We start from the raw sequence: 24815 nt of genomic DNA, 5'->3' as shown, positions 1-24815 counted from the left end.
CCATGCCCCTCATCGTCGAGAGCAACCCCGTCAACGCCGAGGTCATGGCGTCCATCTCCGGTCCGCACACGCTGGTGGTCGCCTCGGTCGACGAGCTGCGACGCATCATGGTCGACCACCCCGAGGAGCACGCGATCGTGCTCGGGCCGACTGTCGACATGGAGACGGCGTCCCTGCTGGCGGAGGACCTGCGGGTCAGCCGACCCGGCGTCAGCGTGATCCTCATGCGCCGCCGGGTGGACACACCGGTCCTGGCCGAGGCCCTCCGTTCGGGGATGCGCGAGGTCGTCGAGGAGCGTGACCTCAGCACGCTCGGGGAGGCGATCCGCCGCGCTCAGCAGGTCTACCGCGCCGTCACCGGGCCCGCCGGCCCCGAGCACCGCTACGGCAAGCAGGTCACGGTCTTCTCCCCCAAGGGCGGGGTCGGCAAGACCACGATCGCGGCCAACCTGGCCGTCGCGCTGGCGGCGCGCAAGAACCTCCGCGTGTGCTTGGTCGACCTGGACCTCGCCTTCGGCGACATCGCCATCACGCTGCAGCTGTTCCCGGCACGCACGATCGCGGACGCCGTGCTGCTGCAGGACGCCCTCGACTTCTCGGTGCTCGAGCCCTTGCTCACGCCCCACAAGCTCGGGTTCTCGACCCTGGTCGCCCCGGTCCAGCCGGACGCCAAGGACTCGATCCCGGCCTCGCTCGTGGCGCGGGTCCTCGACACCCTGAAGAAGAATTTCGACGTCATCGTCGTGGACACCTCGCCGGCCTTCGACGAGCACGTCCTCCAGGCGTTCGACGAGACCGACGAGCTGCTCCTGGTCACCACGCTCGACGTGCCGACGCTCAAGAACGTGAAGATCGCCTGCGAGACGCTCGACCTGCTGAACTTCCCCAAGCAGCAGCGCCACCTGGTCCTCAACCGCGCGGACGACAAGGTCGGCCTCGCACCGGAGAAGGTCGAGACGACCCTCGACATGATGATCGAGCAGCGCATCCCGACGTCAGCCGAGGTCGCCAACGCCACCAACTCCGGCGAGCCCATCGTGGCGTCGCACCCGCGGCACGCGGTCAGCCAGGCCATCATCCGGCTGGCCGACCTCGTCGTCGGTGAGCCGGTGGCGGCGGCCGGCAAGGGCAAGAAGGTCAAGCAGGAGTCGTCGCGCCGCGGTCTGCGACGCAGGCAGGGGAAGTAGCGATGAGCAGTCTTGCCGATCGACTCGCGGCGGCCTCCCGGGACCGAGCCGCGAGCCAGTCCGCCAACACGGATGTCGAGACGACGGGTGGTCGGCGCAAGGCCAAGGTGACCGAACGGGACCCGTTCGCCGACCTCAAGGTCACGGTCCACAACCGGCTGCTGACCCAGCTCGGGCCGAAGCTGTACGACGCCAACCTCACCCAGGGTGAGCTCGAGCGCATGGTCCGGGGCGCCCTGCAGGAGGCGATGCAGGAGGAGGACGTCGTCCTCACCCCCGCCGACCGCACGCGCATCGCTCAGGAGATCGCCGACGACATCCTGGGCTACGGACCGATCGAGCCGTTCCTGCGGGACCCGGACCTGACCGAGGTCATGGTCAACGGCTGCGACGACATCTGGATCGAGCGCAGCGGCCGGCTGCAGCGCGTCGAGGGGCACTTCACCGACGAGGCCCACCTGCGCCGGACGATCGACAAGATCGTCTCGCGCATCGGCCGGCGCGTGGACGAGTCCAGCCCCATGGTGGACGCACGCCTCCCGGACGGGTCGCGTGTCAACGCGGTCATCCCGCCGCTCGCGATCGACGGCTCGCTGCTGACGATCCGCAAGTTCTCCGCGGACCCCTACACGTCGGACGACCTGGTGGCCTTCGGCACCTACAGCGCCAGGACAGCGGACTTCCTGTCCGCCTGCGTGCGAGGCAAGCTCAACATCGTGGTGTCCGGCAGCACCGGCGCCGGCAAGACAACCACGCTCAACGTGCTCTCCTCCTTCATCCCCAGCGACGAGCGCATCGTGACCATCGAGGACGCTGCCGAGCTGCAGCTGCACCAGGACCACGTGCTCCGACTCGAGTCGCGTCCGGCGAACATCGAGGGCCGCGGCGCTGTCGAGATCCGCGACCTCGTGAAGAACTCGCTGCGCATGCGGCCCGACCGCATCGTCGTCGGCGAGGTCCGTGACGCCTCCGCGCTCGACATGCTCCAGGCGATGAACACCGGTCACGACGGATCGATCTGCACCGTGCACTCGAACGGGCCTCGCGACACCCTCGCCCGGCTCGAGACGCTGGTGCTGATGGCGGGCATGGACCTGCCGATCCGCGCCATCCGCGAGCAGGTCGCGTCAGCCGTCGACCTCATCGTCCACCAGGCCCGCCTGCGTGACGGGTCGCGTCGCATCACCCACGTCACGGAGGTGGAGCGGATGGAGGGCGACATCATCACGCTGCAGGACATCTTCCTCTACGACCACTCGCAGGGCTTCGACGAGAACGGGAAGACCCGCGGCTCGATGAAGGCCACCGGACTCCGCCCGAAGTTCGTCGAGAAGCTCGCGCACAACAACGTGAGCGTCGACCCGATGCTGTTCGCGCGCGACGGGGGCTGAACGTGGGCGCCGGACGTCGTGCGCTTCGTGCGCTCCTCCTCCTTCCGCTGGTCGGTGGACCCGCCCTTCTCGTGGGTTCACCGGCAGCTGCTGCCACGGCCTCGATCGACTACTCCGAGCCGGACGGCGGCTCGTTGCAGCTCGTGCTGTCGCTCTCCGAGCTGGCACCGGGTGAGACCCCCGACCTGGACTCCCTCTCCGCCAGCTTCGAGGGCCAGCAGCTGGACGCCTCCATCGAGGCCATCGACGACGCGTCCGGTGAGGAGAGCATCGCCCGGACCGCCGTGCTGGCGCTCGACGTCAGCAACAGCATGCGGGGGGCGAAGTTCGAAGCGGCCAAGAGCGCGGCGTCGGCCTTCCTCGACGAGGTGCCGTCCGACATCGAGGTCGGTCTGGTCACCTTCGCCAGCGAGGTCACCGTCGCGCAGGAGCCGACCACCGACCGCGACGCCGTGCGCGCTGTCATCGACGAGCTCGAGCTGAGCGCGCAGACCAGGCTCTACGACGGCCTGCTCGAGGCGGTGACCGTCAGCGGTGACGAGGGTTCACGCTCGGTGCTGCTGCTGTCGGACGGTGCGGACACCTCCGACACGCCCCTTGCCGAGGTCGAGTCCAAGGTCGAGCGCTCCGAGGTCGTCGTCGACGTCGTCGCGCTGGCTCAGAACGCGGCCGACACGGACACCCTGAGCGGCATCGCCCGGGCCGGCAACGGCCAGGTGCTCTCGGCCGACGACCCCGCCGCCCTCACCGACCTCTTCGCCGACCGGGCGGCCGACCTGGCCAGCCAGTACCTGGTGACCGTCACTCCCCCGGCCGAGCTGGCCGGTGACGAGGGAACGCTGTCCCTCGCCCTCGACGTCGGCGGGCAGCCCGTGCTCGACGACGCGTTCGTGACGTTGGCCGCTGCCTCGGAGGAGCCGGCGGAGGCCGCCCCGGCCACCCCGCAGCCGGTGGACCCCGGGCTCACCGTTCCCGTCGAGTACATGTACGCCGGCATCGCGGCGGCGGCGCTCGGCTTCCTCGCGATCATCGGCCTGCTGGTCTCCGGCGGCCGCGAGGCACGTCAGGACGCCGTCGACCGCGGCATCGAGGCCTACACGCGCAAGGGTGCCAAGCGGCTCGCCGAGGCGAACCGCGCGAGCGAGAACCAGTCGGTGACCCAGCAGGCTGTCGCGGTCGCCGAAGGCGTCCTCGAGGGACGTGAGGGGCTCGAGGTCAAGCTGGGCGCCAAGCTCGACGCCGCAGGGCTGGCCCTGAAGCCGGCCGAGTGGCTCCTCGTGCACGCTGGGGTCACCGTGGTCTTCGGCATGGTTGCGCTGCTGCTCAGCGGCGGGAACGTGCTCTACATGGTGGGCGGGCTGTTCCTCGGCGGGGTGGGGGCCTGGGTCTTCCTGTCCTTCAAGCACCGCCGCCGTCTCAAGGCCTTCAAGAACCAGCTCGCCAACACGCTGCAGCTCATGTCCGGCGCGTTGTCGGCCGGTCTGTCCCTGGCGCAGTCCGTGGACACGGTCGTCAAGGAGGGCACGGACCCGATGGCCAGCGAGTTCCGACGCGCCCTGATCGAGACCCGGCTCGGCGTCGAGATCGAGGACGCGTTGGCTGCGATCGCCGAGCGCATGGGCAGCGTCGACTTCGAGTGGGTCGTCATGGCCATCCGCATCCAGCGCCAGGTCGGTGGCAACCTGGCCGAGCTGCTCAACAAGGTCGCCGAGACCATCCGCGAGCGGGAGTACCTGGAGCGACAGGTGATGGCGCTGTCCGCGGAGGGTCGACTGTCGGTGTGGATCCTCGGAGGCCTCCCGCCGGTCTTCATGCTGTACCTCGTCCTCACCAACCCGACGTACGTCGGCGTCATGTACTCCACCCCGCTCGGGTGGGCCATGCTGATCCTGATGGGCGTCCTGCTCACCGTCGGCATCTTCTGGATGAAGAAGCTCGTCAAGGTGGAGGTGTGAGCTCGTGAGCACCCTCATCCTCATCGGCGGGATCCTCGGGATCTTCGCGGCCATCTTCCTCGCGCTCACCGCCGTCGGTGTCTTCACCAACGAAGCACGCGGGGTCAGCAAGTCGCTGGCGGTGATGGAGGCCTTCTCCACCGCCCCGCCCGAGATGCAGCGCGAGCTCGAGCCCGGCTTCCACGACCGCGTGCTGGGCCCGCTCGCCGACAAGGTGCAGGGCATCGCGCACAAGCTCACGGCCAACGACCACGTGGAGAACATCCGCGCCAAGCTCGAGCTCGCCGGCAACCCGCCCGGCTGGTCACCCGACCGCGTGGCGTCCTTCAAGTTCCTCGGCTTCATCGGCGCGTTCGTCGTCGGCTTCGCCCTGACCCAGCTCTTCGGAGCCGGGCTGCTCGTCACCCTCGGGGTGTGCATCATGTTCGCGCTCGCCGGGTTCATGGCGCCGAACATGTACCTCTACCAGCGGGCCTACGACCGCACGCAGACCATGCAGCGTGCCCTCCCCGACGCCATCGACCTCCTGACGATCTCGGTGGAGTCCGGTCTCGGCTTCGACGCCGCTCTCTCCCAGGTCGCCCGCAACACCGACGGCGCCCTGGCCGAGGAGTTCGCCCGCGTGCTGCAGGAGATGCAGATCGGCAAGGGCCGGTCCGCAGCCCTCCGCGCGCTCGGGGAGCGGACGAACGTCCCCGAGGTCAAGGGATTCGTCTCGTCCATGGTGCAGGCCGACGCCCTCGGCATCCCGATGGCCCAGGTCCTGCGCGTCCAGTCGCGCGAGATCAGGACCAAGCGTCGACAGCGGGCCGAGGAGAAGGCGCAGCAGGTCGCCATCAAGATCCTCATCCCCCTGATCTTCTGCATCCTGCCGTGCCTCTTCATCGCCGTGCTCGGGCCGGCAGGCATCTCCATCTACGAGTCCTTCTCCGGGCGCCTGTGACCGGCGCGGTCCGTCTCTCACTGGCGGCACGCGCCTTCTTCGTCGCCACCGTCCTGGGCCTGGCGCTGATCTTCGTCGAACCTCGTGTGTTCCAGGCCCTGGTCTTCCTGGCGGTGGTCGCCGCCCTGGCCACGGTCGCCGACCACCTGTTGGTCGGCCAGGACCGGTGGGTGGCCCTGCTCGAGGGTGTCCTCGCCGGCCTCATCATCGGCTTCAGCCTCCCTGAGGGCGCCATCCTCATGCCCTACCTCATCGCCCCTCCCCTGCTCGCCGGCGTCGCCGCGGGGGCCCGCGCGGTCGTCACCGTCGCCGGGGGGCAGGTCTTCGGGCTCCTGCTCGTCCTGACGCTGGGTGCGTCCGCCACCACCGCGCGGCTCGGCATCGAGCTCACGGCACCGTGGGCGGCGGCCAGCATCGGCGCCGGGCTCATGGGCACCTGGGTCAACGCCCTGCGTGGCTACCCCGGCCGGGGCGACGACGCGTCGTACGAGTCCGCGCGCCGACTGCTGACGCAGCTCCGGAAGGTCACGCGCCGGCTGTCGTCCGGACTCGACCCGGTCGACATCGGCTCGGAGATCCTGCAGACGTGCGAGGAGGAGCTGGGGAGCTCACGCTCGTCGTTGTTCGTGTACGGCGACGCCGAGGGTCTGGTTCCTCTGGTGCACCGTGGACGCGACCCGCGACAGTCCCTGACCCCCGACGGTGCGCTGGTCGCCGCAGCCGTCGACACGCTCGAACCCCAGCAGTGCCCCCAGCCCAGCGGCCTGGCCGAGCGCCGCCACCGGTTGGTGCTGCCCGTGATCTCCGACGGCCGTCTCATCGGCATCGTGATCGCCGAGGCCGGCTCAGCGGCGCCGACGCGTCTGCTCGAGACGGTACTCGGCATGCTGGAGGACCGGGCCCTGCGCCTGGAGACCGCGCTCGCTTTCGACGAGGTGCGTGCCCTGGCCACCGTCGAGGAACGTCAGCGGCTGGCCCGGGAGATCCACGACGGTGTCGCCCAGGAGATCGCGTCCCTGGGCTACCTCGTCGACGACCTCGCCGCCAACGCCGCCGGTGACCACCAGCGGACCAAGCTGCACGCCCTGCGCGGGGAGATCACCCGGGTCGTGAACGAGCTCCGCCTGTCGATCTTCGACCTGCGGAGCGACGTCAACACCTCGACCGGCCTGGGGTCGGCGTTGTCGGACTACGTCCGCACCGTCGGCGCGCGCTCCGGCCTGACCGTCCATCTCACGCTCGACGAAGGCCACAACCGGCTGCGCAGCGAGGTCGAGACCGAGCTGCTGCGCATCACCCAGGAGGCGGTGACCAACGCCCGCAAGCACGCCGAGGCCCACAACCTGTGGGTGAACTGCCGGGTCCGCCCTCCCTTCGCCGAGATCACGGTCGAGGACGACGGCCGGGGGCTGGGTCGTCCGCGAGCGGACTCCTACGGCATCAGCATCATGAAGGAGCGGGCCCACCGGATCGGCGCGACGCTCCAGATCAGGCAGAGAACCGCCGGGAACGTCCGGGTCGGGACTACAGTCGCGGTGACGCTCGGCGATGCCGACGACTAGCCCAGGAGGCGACGTGTCCACAGCCAGGCAGACCGACTCGCTCTCGGTCCTGCTCGTCGACGACCACGAGCTCATCCGGCAGGGCCTCGCGCGCGCCTTCGAGCGCGCACAGGACTTCACCGTGGTGGCCGAGGCCGGGTCCGTCGGCGAGGGCCTGTCGCTGGCGCGGCGCCACCTCCCTCAGGTCGTGGTGACCGACGTGCGGCTGCCGGACGGCACAGGCCTCGACCTGGTCCGCGCGCTGCGGTCCGAGCGGCCCGAGGTCGGTCTGGTCGTTCTCACCATGTACGCCGGCGACGAGCAGCTCTTCGGGGCGCTCGAGGCAGGCGCGTCCGCCTTCGTCGCGAAGGACTCGCCGTCCGACGACGTCATCGCGGCAGCACGCCACGCCAGCGTCTCTCCCCGATCCTTCACCGCTGCGGACCTGGCCGACGCCATGCGCCGCAAGCTCACCCCGACCGGTCCTCAGCTGTCGGGACGCGAGTCCCAGGTGCTCCACCTGCTGGCCGAGGGGCACGGGGTGGCCTCCATCGCGCGCGAGCTCTTCGTGTCCGAGTCGACCGCGAAGACCCACATCTCCAAGATCTACGAGAAGCTCGGTGCAGCCAACCGGGCGCAGGCCATCATGCTGGCGATCCGTGCCGGTCTGCTCTCCGACGCCCGCGACTGAACCGACCCGTGTGCGCTGGTGACTAGTCAACACGGACTACTCCACGGCGGACTGTTCAGCCATTTGGTGAAGGCACGCTACCCGTTCCCCCGATGAATACACCGGCGGTGTGCTGCACTATTTCTTGTGAGTGGGGGTTACCCGAACCCGCCCCACGAATCATTTGGGAGAAATCATGCTTGAGCACATCCAGCGGCTCCTCCGCCGTGACGAGGAGACCGGAGCCTCCGCCGTGGAGTACGGCCTGCTCGTCGCCGCCATCGCCGCCCTCGTCGTCCTCATCGTCTTCGCGCTGGGTGGTGTGGTGAAGGAGGTCTTCACCGACACCTGCTCGACCATCAAGGCCAGCGCGAGCACCAGCTCCACCTGCACCTGAGCATCACGTCTGGCGCGAAGGGGTGGGGCTTTCAGCCCCACCCCTTGCGTTTCTCTCCACCGATCTCACGTCGACACGTGAAAGGTAATGGAATGGGCCACGCTGATCGCGACGAGCGGGGAGCCAGTGCCACCGAGTACGGGCTTCTCGTGGTCGCCATCGCGGCCGTCGTCGCCCTCATCATCTTCGCGCTGGGCGAGCAGGTCGTCGGTCTGTTCCAGGTGTCCTGCGACGAGATCACGGGACAGGCCTCGACCACCGCGAGCTGCAACTAGCGCGAGCCCGGTCAGGGTCTCGCGTGATCGACCCGCACCTGGGCCGCGGCCTCCGGGGTGCCCCCGCTGCGGGCGCCCGCGAGCAGGAGGCCTGAGGCCACCGCCTCGAGGTTGACGATGCCGAAGGCCTCCACCTGGAGTCCGAACCAGCGGGATCGCGCCGGCATCGCGAAGACGTCACCCGCGTCGAGGTGAGCCGGCATCTGATCGAACGACACCGAGCCCGTGAACACCACGCGCTGGTCGACGCCCAGCACCCTGGCCATCGCGCGCAGCCGCCGCCGGTCGGGCCCGTCGCCGACGATGAGCAGCCAGGCGTCAGGGACGACCTCGAGGACCTCGCGCCACACGGCGATCAGCGTGTCCTGGCCCTTCCGCCGCACCAGGCGCCCCGCACACACGACCACCGGTGCCGTGGCCGGGATGCCGAGGGCGGCGCGCACCTCGGCTCCCCCACAGTCGGGACGGAAGCGCTCGCGGTCCACCTCGATGACGTAACGCCGGAACCTCGCCCGAGCCGCGGGACTCAGCGCGGGCGCGATGCGGTCGCGGCAGTACTCGCTGACGTAGGTGAGGTCGTCGGTGCTGTCGCCGATCCGTCCGAGCAGCTGTCGGGTGCCGGGCAGAGCGGCCCACCAGACCTCGTGGCCGTGGGTCAGGGCCTGGATGTGCTTCGCTCCCGCGTCGCGTAGTGCCGGGCCGAGCAGCCCGAGAGGTGCGCTGGCCCCGAAGACCACCCGGTCGCACCCGTGGCGCTCGAAGGTCTCGACGACCCGCCGACGGACCGCCGGCGTCGGCAGCAGCATCCGCGCGGGGTCGCGCACGACCGGGTACGCGAGGTCCCGGTCGAACGCCCGGTCTCCGGGGGTCGACGAGGTGTGGACGACCACGCGGTCGGCCGGCAAGCCCTCGCAGAGCTGGTGCACCACCCTCTCGATGCCACCCAGGCGGGGCGGGAAGTCGTTCGTGACGACGAGGACGCGGCCCTCGGACCTCACGGGGTCCGTCATCGGGACAGCGTGTCGAGCTCGGCGCTCCACGCCTTCGTGAAGGCGCGCTCCGAGGTGCCGAGCTCGCGGAACGCACGGTCGGTGCCACCGTCACGGTCCGCCTGCTGGTAGAAGTCGTCGAGGGCCTGCTCGCCGTACCGCTGGGCGATCAGGCGAGCCGCCAACCAGGACGACTCGTACCAGGCCCCGACGTCGGGGTTGGCGCCGTCGAACTCGTCCGGGCCCGGGAGCGCCCGTGGCGGACCCTCCCTCCTCACGAGCTCCCGGATCTGGGCGGCGAGCACGTCGACCGAGATGTCGCTGCGCCGCAACGCGACGTAGTCGGCGTACCCCTCGGACAACCACAGCGGCATCGCCGACGACGCGGCCCCCACGGCGACGTGGGTCAGCTCGTGGCTCATCACGATGCTCTGCCCGACGGCACCCAGCGGTCCGTAGACGCTCTCGTTCAGCACCACGCGCTCCGGACCGCCCTCCAGGTCGACCACGGCGCTCGACGTCGTGACCGCGGCGAGCCCGCGAGCCGACGACGTGGCGAGACCGGTCGCGCGGGCGAAGCGTGCGACGGACCCAGGCACCTCGACGACCGCCCGACCGTCCCAGCGAGGGAGAGCGTCCTGGACGGTCCGGACCCCCTCGCGGGCGATCCGGTCGACGGGCGTGGTGGAGCTGCGGGAGCGGACGACCAGGAGGTCGGGCGACGGACGCCGTACGTCGACGGCGTCGTTGAACCAGATCGGCGCACGGTCGGCCGGCCTCTCGCGAGCCGTGACGAACCAGGTCCGGGTCCCGTCGTCGCGCAGCACCACCGGCACGTCCACCGACGAGGGGACGTCGTCGAAGCCGCGGACCTGCCAGGTCAGCTCCACGTCGACGCCGAACCGGTCGGCCCCGTCGTCGACCTGGTCCTGGGTCGCGCCTGTGGCGGCGACGTACCTCAGGTCGACCGTGGCGAGGCCGACCTGACGGGCGGCGACCACGAGGTCCCGCAGCTCGCGTGCCGCGCGGGGCTCGTCACCCGCCAGCGTCGCGGCCCGAGCGGGCCGACCGGCGAGCAGCGTCTCCTCGAGGGTCTCGACGAGGGCCGCGGCACGAGCGTCCCGGTCGTCCGCCGGGTCCGCAGGCGCTGCTGACCGCTGCGGCCCGGAGAGCCGCGCCGACTGCTCCCCCGGCGCCCACCAGCGCACCCCCAGGACAAGCGCGAGGACAAGCACGACGGCCAGCGCCAGCCCGGCAACGACACGAGGACGCCCCGACGACCGCATCGCGGTGGTCGGGACGTCCTCGTCCCGGTGCTCAGGGTGGTGGTTGTCAGCCAGGGCGAACGGCTCCCACGAGTGGCATCTGGTGCAACGGCGCCGTGGTGACACCGATGGACGGGTTTCCGGCGTGGACGATCTGTCCGTTACCAACATAGATGCCGACGTGGCTGACCGGGCTGTAGTAGAACACCAGGTCGCCCGGCACCAGGGAGTCGGTCGACACGGGGGTGCCCGACCCCATCTGGGCGCCGGAGTTGTGCGGCAGGCTGACGCCGGCCTGGGCCCAGGCGGCCATGGTGAAGCCCGAGCAGTCGAACGAGTCCGGTCCGGCGGCACCCCACACGTAGGGGTCGCCGACCTGGGCCAGGGCGTAGGAGACGACCGCGGACGCACCGGTCGCGGCCTGCGCCGCCTCCTGCTGCTCCGCCCGCTCGGCGGCGCGGCTGGCGCGCTCCTCGCGGATCTGCTCCACGAGCTGCGCAGCCTGGTCCGCGCGCTGCTGCGCGGCGGCGACCTTCGGCTGCTGCCGGTCGCGCGTGACGTCGAGGCGTCGCAGCTGCATCTGCAGCTCCTGCTCACGCTCCTCGAGTCGCTCGACGGCCCGCGCCGCACGGCGCTGGGTGGCGACCATGTCGGTGTCCTTCTCGGAGACCAGCTCGATGTCGAGGTCCTCGGAGCCGGAGAAGAGGTCCAGGGCGAGCTCGTTGCTCCCGGTGGCGGCGTCGTCCAGCAGGGCCGAGACGATCTCGCTGCGGGTCTCGCGCCCGGTCGTGCGCGCTTCCTTCAGCTGGTCCTGAACGCGTGCGAGCTGGCGGTTGCTGGCGCGCAGGTCGGTCGTGACCCGCTCCTGCGCCGTGCTCAGGCGCTGGGCAGCTGCTCCGAGGGCGGCGGCGCGCTCGCGCGCCTGGTCGTAGGGGGCGGCCACGGCAGGCGCCATGGTCGCGATGACGGTGAGGCCCGAGAGCACGAGGGCTCCGGCCGTGCGTGTGCGGCCGACGGTCACGGCGGCGATCTCCTTTGTCCTGCGCCTACCGGGTTAGCTGACGGATTCGGGCGGCAAAGAGACCCTACGAAGGTCCGCGACGGGCGCGAACTGCTCCGATTCACCCCAGGAACATGGTTCCCCGGCTCCGCGCCAGGCGCGGACTCGACGTGGTGGCTGCGCCGGGCGGAGGCCCAGCAGTCGACAGACACCAGCCGCTCACCCTAAGGGGTGAGGCCGCTCGATCCCAACCCGGCAGCGCCTCGGCGGGATGTGGACGTCGTCACACCGGCGGACTCACCACCCGGCGACGTCGGCGACATTGCCGTCCCCGTTGTCGTCGAGCTCGTCGTCGACGACGTGGGTGGCGACGGCGTCGACCATGCGCAGCTTGGGCACAAGCCCGGAGTCGGCGAGCACTGACAGCGCGCGCTGCTCGTCGTCGTCGAAACCGGTCTCCGGGGGCGGCCCGAGCAGCACCGTGACCACGCAGTCGTGGCAGGCCAGGCCGCGCACCAGACAGGTGTCGCAGTCGATTCGAAGTCCCATGTCAACCTCCACGTCGGTGATGTGCCTGGAGGCTGGCAGAGAGGCCCGACAGATCAGCGCCCGAGTGCCCGAAGTCCCTGCCGCAGGTCTCGCATCGACGATGGGACCAACGCCCCGCTCACCGCGCGTCGGCGCGCAAGTGTCGGGCCGTTTACCTACCGTCGTTCCCATGACCGCAGGACTCGCCACCGACCGCGTCGGCTCGTCGCGCTGGGCGGAGCAGCAGTCGTTCGAGGAGCTGGGTCGACCGCTGCGGGACCTCACGTTCTGCGTCGTCGACCTCGAGACCACCGGCGGGTCTCCCGCCGGCGGGTCACGCATCACCGAGATCGGGGCGGTGAAGGTGCGCGGCGGGGAGGTGCTGGGCGAGTTCCAGACCCTGGTGAACCCGGAGCAGGCCATCCCGCCCTTCATCGCGCTGCTCACCGGCATCAGCGACGCGATGGTGTGCTCCGCGCCGCGCATCGAGGTGGCGCTGCCGGAGTTCCTGGCGTTCGCGCGCGACTGCGTGCTGGTGGCGCACAACGCCCCCTTCGACATCGGCTTCCTCAAGCACGCCACGGCGCAGCAGGAGCGCGCGTGGCCGCGCTTCGACGTCCTCGACACCGCGGTGCTGGCGCGTCGCGTCGTCCACCGTGGCGAGGTCCGCAACCACAAGCTGTCGTCCCTGGCGCAGCTGTTCGACGCGACGGTCACCCCGAACCACCGGGCCCTGTCCGACGCCCGGGCCACGGTGGACGTCCTGCACGGGCTCATCGGCCGGCTCGGCAACCTCGGGGTGCAGACGCTCGAGGAGCTGCAGACCTACACGTCCCGGGTCACTGCCGCCCAGCGCAAGAAGCGCCACCTCGCCGAGCACCTCCCCCACTCCCCCGGCGTCTACCTCTTCCGCGACTCGCAGGAGCGCGTTCTCTACGTGGGCACCTCCAAGGACCTGCGGAAACGGGTGCGCTCCTACTTCACCGCGTCGGAGACCCGCTCACGCATGGGACAGATGGTGACGCTCGCCAGCCGCGTGGAGGGCATCGAGTGCGCGACTGCGCTCGAAGCGGCGGTGCGCGAGCTGCGGCTGATCGCCGAGCACAAGCCGAAGTTCAACCGCCGGTCGCGATTCCCCGAGCGGGTCCACTGGGTCCGCCTCACCGCGGAGGCGTGGCCACGGCTGTCGATCGTGCGCCGCGTCGAGGACGACAGCCCGGTCATCGGGCCCTTCGCCAACAAGCAGGCCGCCGAGCGCGCAGTGGCCGCGCTGCAGCACGTCTTCCCGCTGCGTCAGTGCGCGACCCGGATGCCCCGTCTCCCCCGCCTCTCCGCCTGTGCGCTGGCCGAGCTCGGACGGTGCCTGTCCCCGTGTGACCAGTCGGTCGACGCGTCGACGTACGCCGATCTCGTCCGCTCCGTCCGCGACACCCTCACGGGCTGCCCCGCTCCTGTCGTCGACGCCCACCTCGCTCGCATCACCGACCTGTCCGCGCAGGAGCGCTACGAGGACGCAGGGGCGGCGCGCGACCGGATGACGAGCTTCGTCACCGGCGCCGCGCGCGCCCAGCGACTGACTGCCCTGACACGGTGCACCGAGGTCGTGGCCGCTCGGAAGGAGGCAGGGCGCTGGGAGGTCCACGTCGTCCGGGCCGGTCGTCTGGCCGCGGCCGGAGTCATCCCTCCTGGTGCGGACGCGGCCGCCTGGGTGCTCGACCTGCGCCGCGACGGCGAGACGGTCCTCGGAGCCGGTGGCCCGACCCCGGTCGCCACCGTCGAGGAGACCGAGCGACTGCTGCGGTGGCTGGAGGGCGACGGGGTCCGCCTGGTGCACGTCGACGGCGAGTGGACCTGCCCGGTCGTGTCAGCGCAGAAGCACCGTGAAGAGCCGATCGCCGGCTTCCGACGCGATAGCGTGCCCACATGATCACGGCCATCGTCTTCGTCAACGCCGAGGTCTCGAAGATCCCCGAGGTCGCCGCTGCGATCGCCGACCTCGAGGGCGTCAGCGAGGTCTACTCGGTCACCGGACAGATCGACCTGATCGTGATGGTCCGCGTCAGGACCCACGAGGAGATCGCGCTGGTGGTCGCCGACCACCTGAACAAGGTCCCCGGTGTCACCGCCACGGAGACGCACATCGCGTTCCGCAGCCACTCGCGACACGACCTCGAGGCCGCCTTCTCCCTCGGGCTCGACTGAGCGGTGCAGGTCGCGCGATGGACGGCGCATCGTGCCGACAGACTGCCCAGGTACGCGCGCCTCGGGGTAGGGATCACTGCACTGACAGCCACCTGCTCGTGGACCCTCGCGGTACTGGCATCGGCCCGGCCGGGACTCGACCTCAGCGACGAGTCCTTCTACCTGCTGAGCTATCGCTGGTGGGACGTCACGCCGTGGACCGTGTCAGGAGCGCAGTACCTGTACGGGCCTCTCTTCGAGCTTCTCGGCTATGACATCGCTGCCCTGCGCGTTGCTCGGCTCGTCCTCATCCTCGTGGTCCACGGCTTCTTCGGACTGGCCCTGCACCACCACCTGAGCCGGACCGGGAGGCCCGGGTGGTCCAGCGGGGCGTCGATCCCGCTCTTGGTCCTGGCCATCGGTGGCATCAGCTATGGATGGCTGCCGCTGGCTCCCGGTTACAACGACATAGCGCTGCTGGGGGGGCTCCTCGTGGCGTCAGCACTGCTGCGATGCGCCACCGCCCAGTGGCTCGACGCCAGACCGCCCCTCGTCGCGCTCGTCGTGGCCGGCAGCGTTCTCACGGCCGTCGCCCTGGCCAAGTGGTCAGCAGCGCTTGCGATCGCGATCCTTGCCGCCGTCGTCCTCGCCGGGTTGCTGTACCGGTCGCCGGGAAGGCTTGCCCTCGCGACCGCAGCCGTCGCCGTCGGAGTGCTCGTGTTCGTCGTCGTGGGTCACCTGACTTTCGGTCCGTGGGCGCAGGTGCTGCCGCCGATGAAGGCTGTCAACAGTCTCGTCGCCAAGGACACCAACTCGCCCGTGGCGCTCTTGATCCTCTACTCACTCTCTACGGTGAAAGTCCTCGCTCTCACCCTCGTCAGCGCGGGGTTCGGGCTGCTCCCCCACTACGCCCTTCGTAGGCGCGACGCCCTCTCTCTGCACACGAGCCGCCGCGCCACCAGGTTCGCGGCGGCGATGTCCGCTCCCCTTGCTGCGCTGCTGCCGTGGGCGGCCGGCCGTGTCGCACCACGGGGTGGGGCAGCCATCATCGAGATCTACACCGTGAGTCTCCTTGCCGCGCTGACAGCGGCTGCCGTGACCGTGTGGCAGGAACGTCGGTCGGGCGACGACGGACCCGGTCATCCAGTACCTCGATGGCCGGTGATCGTCCTGCTGCTGGTGCTTCCTGCTGCCCAGGGGTTCGGCACGGGCAACGCGCTGTTTCTTCTGGCCATCCACGCTCTTGCCTCGTGGTTCGCTGCACTTGTTCTGCTCGCCGCGGACTGGGCCACCGCTGATGCAGACGTGGCCGCGACCTCGGCGGGCACGACGTGCGCGGTGCTCGTCGCGATCGTGGCGGTGACCGGTCTGTATGCGCACCCCTACCGCAGCGCTGACCCCACGGTCGCGACCGCCACTGTCCGTGGCAGCGAAAACCTTCGGCACGTGACGATCGATGGGACACTTGCAGACGAACTGGCCTCGCTCAAGCGCGACGTCGACGAGCAACTGCCTCCGGGGACGCCGGTGTACGCGGTGGACGAAATGGCTGGGATCGTGTTGGCACTGGACCGGCCACCTGCCGGTGAAGCCTGGAACTCGCGGCGAGACCCCGCCAGGGCCGCCGCGGGGTTGTTGGCGTACTGCAGCACGTCCCCAACACCCCTCGCTCCGCTCATTCTCACCGACCGGCCTCTCGCGCCCGTCGAGATGGCAACGCTGAACGACTGCGGATGGCCCCTCGACGCTTCGTACCGCGCCGGAGAATCCCGAGGCGGCCCCCAGTCCCTCCGCATCTACGTCCCGGTGGGAGGGAGCACGAGACCATGACCACACCTCCCAAGAGCGTTCCGCTCGTCTCCTTGGTCGTGCCTGCCCTCAACGAGGCAGACAACGTGCGACCCCTCCTCCGGCAGGTTCAGGCCCACGTCGAGGCCAACCCTCACGTCAGGTTCGAGCTCGTGCTCGTCGATGACGGCTCCACGGACGGAACCGCCGATCTACTACTCGCGGCGCCGACCGACTTTCCGATCCGCCTCGTGCAGCTGTCCCGGAACTTCGGATCGCACTCGGCCATCTCCGCCGGGCTCGAACGGTGCTCGGGCGATTGCGCTGTCGTCATCGGAGCTGATGGCCAGGAGCCGACCACCTTCGTCTCCGACGCACTCGAGCAGTGGGACGGCGGCTTCGAGGTCGTCTGGGGAGTGCGCAAGGATCGCGCTGCCGTGAGTCGCGGACGGCAGGTCACGTCAGGCCTCTTCTCCGTCCTCTTCACGCGAATCGCGGGCCTGGACAACTACCCCGCCGAAGGCCCGTCGGGAGTACTGCTCGATCGCAGCGTCATCACAGCGCTGGGTCGGCTGCCCGAGCGGAATCGCAACGTTCTGGCCCTCGTCGCATGGTTGGGCTACCGCCAGACCCGAGTTTCGTACAGCCAGCTGCCGCGCGTGAGCGGCGAGTCGCGGTGGACCCGCAGAGCGATGGTGAAGCTCGCTGTCGACTCCGTGCTCCAGTTCTCGTCACTCCCGCTCCGGCTGTGCACCCTCGTCGGTCTCATCACAGCCCTGCTCGGCGTCGGGTACGCCGCTCTACTGGTGGCGCGCACCGTGGCCGGCGTCGACACTCCGTCGGGATGGCCGACGCTGCTCGTCGTCGTGCTGCTTCTCGGAGGCATACAGCTCACGGTCGTCGGGGTCATGGGCGAGTACATCTGGCGGATCATTGAAGAGGTTCGCCACCGTCCCCTGTACGTCGTGAGACGAGACATCACTGCCGATGCGTCCGAACGCGACTCGAGGGGGGCCCGTGAGGGTTGGTAGAAGCACCGTCCTGGTGACTGGCGGACTCGGTTACATCGGGAGCCACGCGGTTCCTGAGCTCCTGGACCGTGGATGGCGGGTACGCATCCTCGACAACCGGTACCGATGTGACGCCGATGCAGCGGATGCCCTGTGCGCGATGCCCGGTGTCGATCTCGTGGAGGGGGACGTCCGCTACCCGCACGCCGTCGATCGGGCCGTCCAAGGGGTCGAGGCTGTCGTGCACCTCGCGGCGGTCTGCATCAACAAGAGCATCGCCGACCCGGCAGAGAGCCTCGACGTGAACCTCATGGGCACGCAACACCTCTTGGACTCCGTCAGCCGGCACGGCGTACGTCGTGTCGTCTTCGCCTCCTCGGCCTCGGTGTACGGCAACGCCACCCAGCTGCCGATGCGCGAGGACGGACCCGTCGACCCGCTCACGCCCTACTGCACCGCCAAGCTCGCCGGTGAGCAGCTCCTTGCGTTCCACGCGCAACGATCGGCTCTCACCTGGCTGGCCCTTCGCTTCTTCAACGTCTACGGTCCCGGGCAACCGACCGATGCCTTCTACACCTCGGTCATCCTGACCTTCGTGAAGCGGTTGCTGGCCGGCCAGCCTCCGGTCATCGACGGTCGCGGCGACCAGAGCATGGACTTCGTGCACGTTGCTGACGTCGCGCGAGCGATCGGCCTGGCTCTCGACTCAGACGCGTCCGGAGAGTCGCTGAACGTCGGCACCGGTCGCCAGACGACGGTGGCCGAGCTGGCGGAGCGCCTCGTCGTGGCCATGGGGGCCGACGTGGTGCCCCAGTTCCGGCCACGCGAGGTGCTGGTCGCACGACGCGAGGCGAGCGTGGAGCGGATCGCGGAGGTGCTCGGCTGGCGCCCCAGGGTCGAGATAGACGAAGGCCTCGCCAGCGTCCTTGACTGGATCAAACAGCACCGTGCCTGACCGTCCGGCGCACCCGTACCACCCGACCGCGGTGATCGTCGGGGCACCCGAGGTCGGGGAGGACACCTGGGTCGGCCCTTTCGTACTCCTCGACGGCAGTGGCGGACTTGTCATCGGGAGCGGCTGCGACATCAGTGCCGGCGCTCAGATCTACAGTCACACGACCGTCAGGCGCTGCGTGTCCGGGCGGCGGTACGAAGACGTGGACCGAGCCGCGACCTTCATCGGCGACCGGACCCACGTCGGAGCGGGCGCCGTCGTCCTCATGGGTGTCCGCATCGGGAGCGAATGTGTCGTCGGTGCGGGGGCAGTCGTCACCCATGACGTGCCCGACCGCACCTGCGTCGTCGGGGTCCCGGCCCGCGTCGTCGGTCGGATCGACCCTGACACGGGTCTGATCAGCTGACCCGACGGGCCCCTGACGCAACCACGTCCTGCACCGCGGCCACGACACGTCGCTGCTGCTCAGCTGTGATGTCAGCGAACATCGGCAGAGCCAGCTGCTGGCGAGCCAGTCGGCGAGCCACCGACGGACGCCGCTCCCCCCCGAGCACGGGTTGCGAGGAGAGGTCGTAGGTGCCCATGGTGCAGCCGATGCCGCGCTCTCGCAACGAGTCGACGACGTGGTCACGGTCTAGGTGGTCGGCCAAGGTGACGGCATAGGTCTGCCACGTGTGAGTGCGCTCTGGCGGTACGAACGGAACTGATACGCCTTCCACCGCCGCGAGCACGGCATACCTCTCGGCTGCGGCCGTCCGCAGCGCAATCAGCTCGCGCACCCGCCCGACCTGCGCGCCGGCCAGGGCGGACGCGAGGTCACTGAGCTTGTAGTTCCATCCGAGCTCGGTGAACTCGGGCGCGGCGAAGCCGGCTTCTCCGGCGCGGGCGTGCGCGCTGCTGAGCCCGAAGCTCGAGGCGCGTCGCACGCGCCTTGCCAGCGCTTGGTCGTCAGTGACCACGACGCCGCCCTCACCGCAGGTGACGCCCTTGCGTGCGTGCAGCGAGAACACTGCCGCCACCCCGAAGGCCCCAGCCGGCCGATCGCGGTAGGAGCCTCCCAAGGAGCACGCGGCGTCCTCGACGAGCGGTAGGTCGTGAGCCTCCGACACCTCCCGGAGCGCGTCCCAGTCCGCGCAGAGTCCGAGAGCGTCGACACCGATGATCGCGCGAGTCCTGTCAGTGACGGACGCACCGACGAGCGCCGGATCCAGGCACCCGTCGAGTGGATCCACGTCGACGCACACGGGCCGAGCCCCGCAGTGCATCACCGCATATGCCGTTGCCGGAAAGGTGTAGTCAGGCACGATCACCTCGTCCCCTGGACCTACGTCGAGGGCATCGAGCAGCAGGTGCAGACCCGCGGTGCAGCTGCTGACCGCCACGGCGTCGGTGCGACCGGCGAGCCTGGCGACGACGGATTCGAGCGTGGCACCCTCGGGTCCCTGTCCCGCCACCCATCCGGAGGCCATGACACGCTCGATGGCCTCGCGCTCTGCCGGGCCGAACGATGGTCTCGTGAGCGGGACCGGGGCCTCGACCGGACCGGACGACATGCGACGAGCCTAGATGACATGCCTCCGTGTGTTCCCCCTCCCCGCTCGAAATGCCGCGGCGGACGAGTTCAGTGGGGTTGAATCACCCCATCGAGGCTGAGGAGACGGACGATGTACCGCGACCTTCGTGTGGCGATCGTGGTTCCCGCGCACAACGAGGAACGTCTGGTGGGGCGCGTCGTCACGACAGCCCCCGACCTGGTCGATCTCGTCGTGGTCGTCGACGACGCCAGCACAGACGGAACCTCCCAGGCCGCGGCCGACACCCGCGACCCTCGCCTGCAGCTCATCACGCTGACGGAGAACCAAGGCGTCGGGGGCGCGATCCTCGCAGGGCACCGCCGGGCTCTCGACCTCGGCGCCGACGTCTGTGTGGTGATGGCCGGCGACGCCCAGATGGATCCGTCGTTCCTCCCCGCCCTGCTCGACCCGATCGCCGACGGCGACGCGGATTTCACCAAGGCCAACCGGTTCTTCGGCCCGGGCTCCTTTAGAGGCATGCCCCGGCACCGCATCCTCGGCAACGTGGTCCTCTCGTTCCTCACCAAGGCCGCGTCGGGCTACTGGAACCTCTTCGACCCGCAGAACGGTTACACCGCGATCCGCAGCACGGCCCTCGAACGTCTCGAGTTCGACCGGATCGCCCATCGCTACGAGTTCGAGAACGATCTCCTCATCCAGCTCAACGTCCTCCGCGTGCCGGCGAAGGACGTACCTGTGCCCGCCAGCTACGGCGACGAGGTGTCGGGGATCCGCCTCACCTCGGTCGCCCCGCGCATCCTGCGGCAGCTCTGGCGAGGCTTCTGGTACCGCATGTGGTGGAAGTACGTCGTCCAGTCCTTCTCCCCCGTCGCCCTGATGTTCTTCTCCGGGTTGGCGTTCGTCCTCTTCGGGGTCGCGGTGGGGGTGTTCGTCGTCGTCAACACACTGGGGCCGCCCGTGGCGAGCCCGGGCACGATCATCTTGTCCTTCGGCCCGCTGCTGACGGGCTTCCACCTGCTCATCACGGCGCTCTACCTCGACATCCAGGAGAACAGCCCGTGATCGACGACCGGAGCGTGCAGCAGCGCTCGGAGGGACGCACGGGCAGGTCGAGGACTCCCTCGATCCGTCTGATGGCGGCCGGACTCCTGGTCCTCCAGGCCGTCTGGATCCTCGCCGTCCCACCGTTCCGGGCGAGCGACGAGTTCGACCACGTCTACCGCTCCGCGGCGGTGGCGCGCGGCGACATCCGCGCGGACCCGTCCGACGCGACCCGCGGGACCGGCGCCCTTGTGACGGTCCCGGACGACATCGTTCGAGCGGCGTACCCGGAGTGCAAGCGACTCGGGTACACCGACGAGGCCGACTGCGTCGGCACCGAACGCTCGGAGGGCACCGAGGTGGCGACGGGTGCCGGGCGCTACCACCCCCTCTTCTACGCACTCGTCGGTGTTCCGGCCCTCCCCTTCGACGGCGCCACGGCTCTCTACGTCATGCGGATCGCCGGCGCACTCCTGTGCTGGGGCCTGATCGTCCTGGCGCTCGTCGCGCTGCGCTCGACGGCTCGGACCGGGTGGCCCTACCTCGGGGCCGCCCTGGCCTGCAGCCCCGTCATGGTGTTCAGCGCGTCCATGGCTGCACCCAACGGCCTCGAGATGGCAGCCGGCCTCGGTCTGTGGGCCGCGCTCCTCGGCCTGGTGCGCGACGACGTGGTGCCCCGCAAGAGTCAGTTGCTGCTGATCGGGACGCTGTCCGCGTCGGTCCTCGTGACGGTCCGCTCGCTCGGCCCGTTGTGGGCCCTGCTCATCCTCGGCGCCGTCCTGCTGAGCGTGCCCGACCGACGAGCCGCCTTCCGCCGCCTCGTGACGGACCGAGCCGTTCTCGCGGCCGCCGGCGTCGTCCTGGTCGTGACGTTGCTGAGCCTCGCGTGGATCGTGAGCTCGAGCTCGCTCACCATCGGCAAGGTGCCGGACGATCTCGGGATGAGCATGGGCGAGAAGACAGAGGCACTCGTCAAGTCGCTGGTCGCGTGGACCTTCCAGAGCATCGGGGCCTTTCCCTACCGCAACGTCCCGGCCCCGATGGCTGTCTATGCGTTCTACCTGCTCGTCGTGGTGTGGTTCGTCATCCTGGCGTACCGCTTCGGCGTGCGCTCCGAGCGCCTGGCCGTCAGCGTCGTGATGGCCCTGGCCCTGCTGGTCCCGCTCGGACTCACGATCAGCACGTTCGACGAGTACGGCATCGCGTGGCAGGGCAGGTACACGATCCCGTTCTCCCTCGGGTTCCTGATGCTCTGCGGGGCCGCCCTGGACCGTGCCTCCGCCTCGCTGTGGGGACCGGCCGCGCTGATCGCGGCGGTGCTGTACGCGCTGGCGCAGGCCCTCAGCCCTGCCGTGACCGCGGCACGCGAGATCCCCGAGAGCCCCGGGATCGCCAACGGCGACTGGATCCTCGTCTCTCCCTGGGTGCTGGGTGCCGTGGCGGGCCTGGCGGCGTACCTGATGTGGCACGCCGCAGCGCAGCCGACCAGCGGCCCGCTGCTGAGGAGGCGGGATGCTCGAGCAGACAGCTGACGTCGCCCCCGACGCCGTCGTCGGCGCCACCTCGCGGGTGTGGGGTCTGGCGCAGGTGGGTGCCGGGGCGCGCATCGGCGAGGAGTGCGTGGTCGGCCGCGGCGCCACGATCGACGCCGGCGTCGTGCTCGGTGACCGGGTGAAGGTGCAGGCGGGTGCCCTCGTCTACCGCCCGGCCGTCCTGGAGGACGGCGTCTTCATCGGTCCGGCCGCCGTGCTCACCAACGACCTCCACCCTCGCGCCGTCGATCCCGACGGCCAGGTCAAGACGGGCGCCGACTGGACCCCCGTCGCCGTCGTCGTACGTCGTGGCGCCTCCGTCGGTGCCCGGGCCGTCTGTGTGGCGCCCGTGACCATCGGACGGTGGGCCATGGTCGCCGCCGGGGCGGTCGTGACCCGCGACGTGCCCGACTTCGCCCTCGTCGCCGGTGTCCCCGCCCGGCGGATCGGCTGGGTCGGCCCGAGCGGACACCGCCTGAGCCCCGCCGGTGAGGGGGCCTGGACCTGCCCGGTCACCGGGCAGCGCTTCGTCGAGGTCGACGACCAGCTCCGGGAGACGTCGTGAGCCGGCCGCCGGTCGACGCCGTACGCGTGGTCCTCGGACCCGAGGAGCAGGCCGCAGCCGCGGCCGTGCTCGCCAGCGGACGCCTGACCCAGGGCGCCGAGGTGGCGGCCTTCGAGCAGGAGGTCGCCGACGCCTTCGGCGCGCAGCACGCCGTGGCGGTGAACTCGGGGACCAGCGCGCTGCACGTGGCGCTGCTCGCGGCGGGCATCGGCCCCGGTGACGAGGTCGTCGTACCGGCCTTCACGTTCGCCGCGACGGCGAACGCGGTCGCGCTGACGGGCGCCACCCCTGTGTTCGCCGACATCGACCCCGACACCTTCTGCGTCGACCCGTCGTCGGTGGCGGCCGCGATCGGCCCCCGCACGGCCGGCATCGTGCCCGTCCATCTCTTCGGCCAGGTGGCGGCCATGGACGGGCTCCAGGCCCTCGCGACGCGTCACGGGCTGTTCCTGCTCGAGGACGCCGCCCAGGCCCACGCCGCACACAGCCGCGGCCGTTGCGCCGGCAGCCTCGGCGACGCCGCGGCGTTCAGCTTCTACGCCACCAAGAACCTCACCACCGGCGAGGGCGGACTCATCACCTTCGCCGACGCCGACCTCGCCCGCCGTGCCCGGATGCTGCGCAACCAAGGCATGGAGACTCGCTACGCCAACGAGCTCGTGGGCCTGAACAACCGGATGACCGACGTCGCCGCGGCCATCGGGCGGGTGCAGCTGCGGCGGCTCCCGGAGCTCAACGCGCGTCGACGCGCAGTCGCTGACGCCTACCGTGCAGGGCTCGCAGAACTACGCCTGCCGTTCGTCGCCGAGGGCAACGAGCACGTCTACCACCAGTTCACGCTGCGGCTGGCCGACCGCGACGAGGTGCAGCGGCGCCTGCTGGCGCGCGGCATCCAGACCAACGTGTTCTACCCGACCCCGGTCCCCCGTCTCCCGGCGTACGACGTGCAGGTGGACCTCCCCGCGACCGAGCTCGCCTGCGCCGAGGTGCTGTCGCTGCCGATGCACCCCTACCTGTCCGACGACGACGTGGCCCGCGTGATCGCTGCGGTCCGTGAGGAGGTGCCCCGATGAGCGAGCTCCGCGCCGTGCTGGTCGGCCTCGGCCAGATGGGCCGCCACCACGCCCGCGCGCTCGGTGCGCTCGAGGGCGTCGAGCTGGTCGGGGTCCACGACCCCGCGCTCACGCGGGAGAGCGCTGCCGTCGCGGGCCTGCCCCTGCAGGACGGCGTCGACGACCTGCTGGCCCTGGAGCCCGACCTCGCCGTCGTGGCCACCCCCACCTCGACGCACCTCGACCTCGGACGCCGGCTGGCGGCCGCCGGCGTGCACACCCTCATCGAGAAGCCCGTGGCCGGCTCAGCCGACGACGGCCGCTCCCTCGTCGAGGCCTTCGCCGGGACGGGGCTCGTCGCCGGCGTGGGCCACATCGAGCGCTACAACCCGGCCCTGCAGGAGATGCGGCGACGGCTCGACGACGGCCAGGTCGGCGAGATCTACCAGGTGGCCACCCGACGCACCGGGCCCTACCCGGCCCGCATCGGTGACGTCGGGGTCGCTCTCGACCTCGCCACCCACGACATCGACCTCACCGCGTGGGTGACGCGATCGGCGTACCGCTCGGTGAGCGCGCACACCGCGCACCGCTCCGGGCGCGTCCACGAGGACCTCGTCACGGCCGTCGCCATGCTCGACAACGGCATCGTGGCCAACCACGTCGTCAACTGGCTGTCGCCGCTCAAGGAGCGGATCACGGTCGTCACGGGCGAGCGCGGCAGCCTCGTCGCCGACACGGTGGCGATGGACCTGACCTTCTACGCCAACGGCGTCGCCCCCGTGGAGTGGGAGACGCTGCGGTCGTTCAAGGGGGTCGTGCAGGGCGACGTGATCCGTTACGCGATCGCGAAGCCGGAGCCGCTGGCCGTGGAGCTGACCTGCTTCCGCGACGCCGTCCTCGGGCTCCACGACCACGTGGTGGGCCTCGCCGAGGCGACCCGGGTCGTGGAGGTGGCCGAGGCGCTGCTGGCCTCGGCCCGCTCCGGGACCACCGTGCCCCTCTGAGCAGGGTC

24 protein-coding genes and 1 riboswitch are annotated in these 24815 nt (G+C 70.4%); of the genes, 19 read left to right on the top strand and 5 right to left on the bottom strand.

Translation table 11 applies throughout. The annotated features are described in order from the left end of the window. Nucleotides 1-2 precede the first annotated feature (2 nt). The 8 genes from G7072_RS06765 (at nucleotide 3) to G7072_RS06730 (ending at nucleotide 8359) form a co-directional block, all read left to right on the top strand. Nucleotides 3-1187 (top strand): AAA family ATPase, encoded by a 1185-nt coding sequence (locus G7072_RS06765; RefSeq protein ID WP_166084847.1) that lies wholly within the window; start codon nucleotides 3-5, stop codon nucleotides 1185-1187. Between the two features lie 2 nt (nucleotides 1188-1189). Beyond that, on the top strand, nucleotides 1190-2578 hold the full coding sequence (locus G7072_RS06760; protein ID WP_166084846.1) for a CpaF family protein: 1389 nt from the start codon (nucleotides 1190-1192) through the stop codon (nucleotides 2576-2578). A gap of 71 nt (nucleotides 2579-2649) precedes the next feature. Next, a complete protein-coding gene (locus tag G7072_RS06755) occupies nucleotides 2650-4533 on the top strand; it encodes a type II secretion system F family protein (RefSeq protein WP_166084845.1) in 1884 nt (627 codons plus the stop codon). 4 nt (nucleotides 4534-4537) lie between these two features. Continuing rightward, on the top strand, nucleotides 4538-5476 hold the full coding sequence (locus G7072_RS06750) for a type II secretion system F family protein (protein WP_166084844.1): 939 nt from the start codon (nucleotides 4538-4540) through the stop codon (nucleotides 5474-5476). Continuing rightward, the gene (locus G7072_RS06745) at nucleotides 5473-7038 is read left to right on the top strand and encodes a histidine kinase (RefSeq protein WP_166084843.1); all 1566 of its coding nucleotides are present in this window, start codon (nucleotides 5473-5475) and stop codon (nucleotides 7036-7038) included. Before G7072_RS06750 ends, G7072_RS06745 begins: the two co-directional genes overlap by 4 nt. Nucleotides 7039-7051: 13 nt before the next feature. After that, entirely contained in the window at nucleotides 7052-7708 is a 657-nt protein-coding gene (locus G7072_RS06740) for a response regulator transcription factor (RefSeq protein ID WP_240917179.1), read from the top strand. Between the two features lie 175 nt (nucleotides 7709-7883). Further along, entirely contained in the window at nucleotides 7884-8084 is a 201-nt protein-coding gene (locus G7072_RS06735; protein ID WP_166084841.1) for a Flp family type IVb pilin, read from the top strand. A 92-nt stretch (nucleotides 8085-8176) separates the two neighbouring features. Continuing rightward, nucleotides 8177-8359 (top strand): Flp family type IVb pilin, encoded by a 183-nt coding sequence (locus G7072_RS06730; protein WP_166084840.1) that lies wholly within the window; start codon nucleotides 8177-8179, stop codon nucleotides 8357-8359. A gap of 11 nt (nucleotides 8360-8370) precedes the next feature. On the opposite strand, the gene G7072_RS06725 is transcribed toward G7072_RS06730, so the two are convergent. The 4 genes from G7072_RS06725 to G7072_RS06710 all read right to left on the bottom strand — a co-directional run bounded on the left by G7072_RS06725 (nucleotide 8371) and on the right by G7072_RS06710 (nucleotide 12162). Beyond that, nucleotides 8371-9369, bottom strand: coding sequence for a glycosyltransferase family 4 protein (locus G7072_RS06725; RefSeq protein ID WP_166084839.1), 999 nt, complete (start codon nucleotides 9367-9369; stop codon nucleotides 8371-8373). Next, nucleotides 9366-10583, bottom strand: a complete 1218-nt coding sequence (locus G7072_RS06720; RefSeq protein ID WP_166084838.1) for a hypothetical protein — start codon at nucleotides 10581-10583, stop codon at nucleotides 9366-9368. The genes G7072_RS06725 and G7072_RS06720 overlap by 4 nt, the downstream gene beginning before the upstream one ends. A gap of 97 nt (nucleotides 10584-10680) precedes the next feature. Beyond that, nucleotides 10681-11634 carry a C40 family peptidase gene (locus G7072_RS06715; protein ID WP_240917178.1) on the bottom strand — a complete coding sequence of 318 codons (954 nt, stop codon included), beginning with the start codon at nucleotides 11632-11634 and terminating at the stop codon, nucleotides 10681-10683. Nucleotides 11635-11641: 7 nt separating this feature from the next. Next, nucleotides 11642-11794, bottom strand: a riboswitch (cyclic di-AMP (ydaO/yuaA leader). A 116-nt stretch (nucleotides 11795-11910) separates the two neighbouring features. Further along, nucleotides 11911-12162: a hypothetical protein gene (locus G7072_RS06710; protein WP_166084836.1), complete on the bottom strand. Its 252-nt coding sequence runs from the start codon at nucleotides 12160-12162 to the stop codon at nucleotides 11911-11913. Nucleotides 12163-12331: 169 nt separating this feature from the next. Here G7072_RS06710 and G7072_RS06705 point away from each other — a divergent pair, with 169 nt between their 5' ends. The 6 genes from G7072_RS06705 to G7072_RS19995 all read left to right on the top strand — a co-directional run bounded on the left by G7072_RS06705 (nucleotide 12332) and on the right by G7072_RS19995 (nucleotide 18481). Next, on the top strand, nucleotides 12332-14068 hold the full coding sequence (locus G7072_RS06705; protein WP_166084834.1) for a DEDD exonuclease domain-containing protein: 1737 nt from the start codon (nucleotides 12332-12334) through the stop codon (nucleotides 14066-14068). Continuing rightward, entirely contained in the window at nucleotides 14065-14343 is a 279-nt protein-coding gene (locus tag G7072_RS06700) for an Lrp/AsnC ligand binding domain-containing protein (protein WP_166084833.1), read from the top strand. The genes G7072_RS06705 and G7072_RS06700 overlap by 4 nt, the downstream gene beginning before the upstream one ends. Nucleotides 14344-14346: 3 nt before the next feature. Continuing rightward, the gene (locus G7072_RS06695; RefSeq protein ID WP_166084832.1) at nucleotides 14347-16152 is read left to right on the top strand and encodes a hypothetical protein; all 1806 of its coding nucleotides are present in this window, start codon (nucleotides 14347-14349) and stop codon (nucleotides 16150-16152) included. After that, the gene (locus G7072_RS06690; protein ID WP_166084830.1) at nucleotides 16149-17141 is read left to right on the top strand and encodes a glycosyltransferase family 2 protein; all 993 of its coding nucleotides are present in this window, start codon (nucleotides 16149-16151) and stop codon (nucleotides 17139-17141) included. Before G7072_RS06695 ends, G7072_RS06690 begins: the two co-directional genes overlap by 4 nt. Beyond that, nucleotides 17098-18075: an NAD-dependent epimerase/dehydratase family protein gene (locus G7072_RS06685; protein ID WP_166084829.1), complete on the top strand. Its 978-nt coding sequence runs from the start codon at nucleotides 17098-17100 to the stop codon at nucleotides 18073-18075. The genes G7072_RS06690 and G7072_RS06685 overlap by 44 nt, the downstream gene beginning before the upstream one ends. 202 nt (nucleotides 18076-18277) lie before the next feature. Next, a complete protein-coding gene (locus G7072_RS19995) occupies nucleotides 18278-18481 on the top strand; it encodes a DapH/DapD/GlmU-related protein (protein WP_240917177.1) in 204 nt (67 codons plus the stop codon). On the opposite strand, the gene G7072_RS06675 is transcribed toward G7072_RS19995, so the two are convergent. Then, nucleotides 18474-19628 (bottom strand): DegT/DnrJ/EryC1/StrS family aminotransferase, encoded by a 1155-nt coding sequence (locus tag G7072_RS06675; RefSeq protein ID WP_166084827.1) that lies wholly within the window; start codon nucleotides 19626-19628, stop codon nucleotides 18474-18476. The two genes, G7072_RS19995 and G7072_RS06675, sit on opposite strands and share 8 nt — an antisense overlap. A gap of 111 nt (nucleotides 19629-19739) precedes the next feature. Between G7072_RS06675 and G7072_RS06670 the strand changes: the two genes are divergently transcribed. From G7072_RS06670 to G7072_RS06650, 5 genes are read left to right on the top strand one after another with little or no spacing between them, the layout of a single operon-like run. Next, a complete protein-coding gene (locus G7072_RS06670) occupies nucleotides 19740-20672 on the top strand; it encodes a glycosyltransferase family 2 protein (RefSeq protein WP_277343404.1) in 933 nt (310 codons plus the stop codon). Further along, entirely contained in the window at nucleotides 20669-22183 is a 1515-nt protein-coding gene (locus tag G7072_RS06665) for a DUF2142 domain-containing protein (RefSeq protein WP_166084825.1), read from the top strand. The genes G7072_RS06670 and G7072_RS06665 overlap by 4 nt, the downstream gene beginning before the upstream one ends. Then, nucleotides 22164-22748: an acyltransferase gene (locus tag G7072_RS06660; RefSeq protein WP_166084824.1), complete on the top strand. Its 585-nt coding sequence runs from the start codon at nucleotides 22164-22166 to the stop codon at nucleotides 22746-22748. The genes G7072_RS06665 and G7072_RS06660 overlap by 20 nt, the downstream gene beginning before the upstream one ends. Continuing rightward, nucleotides 22745-23821, top strand: coding sequence for a DegT/DnrJ/EryC1/StrS family aminotransferase (locus tag G7072_RS06655; protein ID WP_166084823.1), 1077 nt, complete (start codon nucleotides 22745-22747; stop codon nucleotides 23819-23821). The genes G7072_RS06660 and G7072_RS06655 overlap by 4 nt, the downstream gene beginning before the upstream one ends. Next, nucleotides 23818-24807 carry a Gfo/Idh/MocA family oxidoreductase gene (locus tag G7072_RS06650; protein WP_166084822.1) on the top strand — a complete coding sequence of 330 codons (990 nt, stop codon included), beginning with the start codon at nucleotides 23818-23820 and terminating at the stop codon, nucleotides 24805-24807. Before G7072_RS06655 ends, G7072_RS06650 begins: the two co-directional genes overlap by 4 nt. Nucleotides 24808-24815 lie beyond the last annotated feature (8 nt).

Source organism: Nocardioides sp. HDW12B, from assembly GCF_011299595.1.
GTDB lineage: Bacteria > Actinomycetota > Actinomycetes > Propionibacteriales > Nocardioidaceae > Marmoricola_A.
This window is presented reverse-complemented; position numbering and strand designations above follow the sequence as displayed.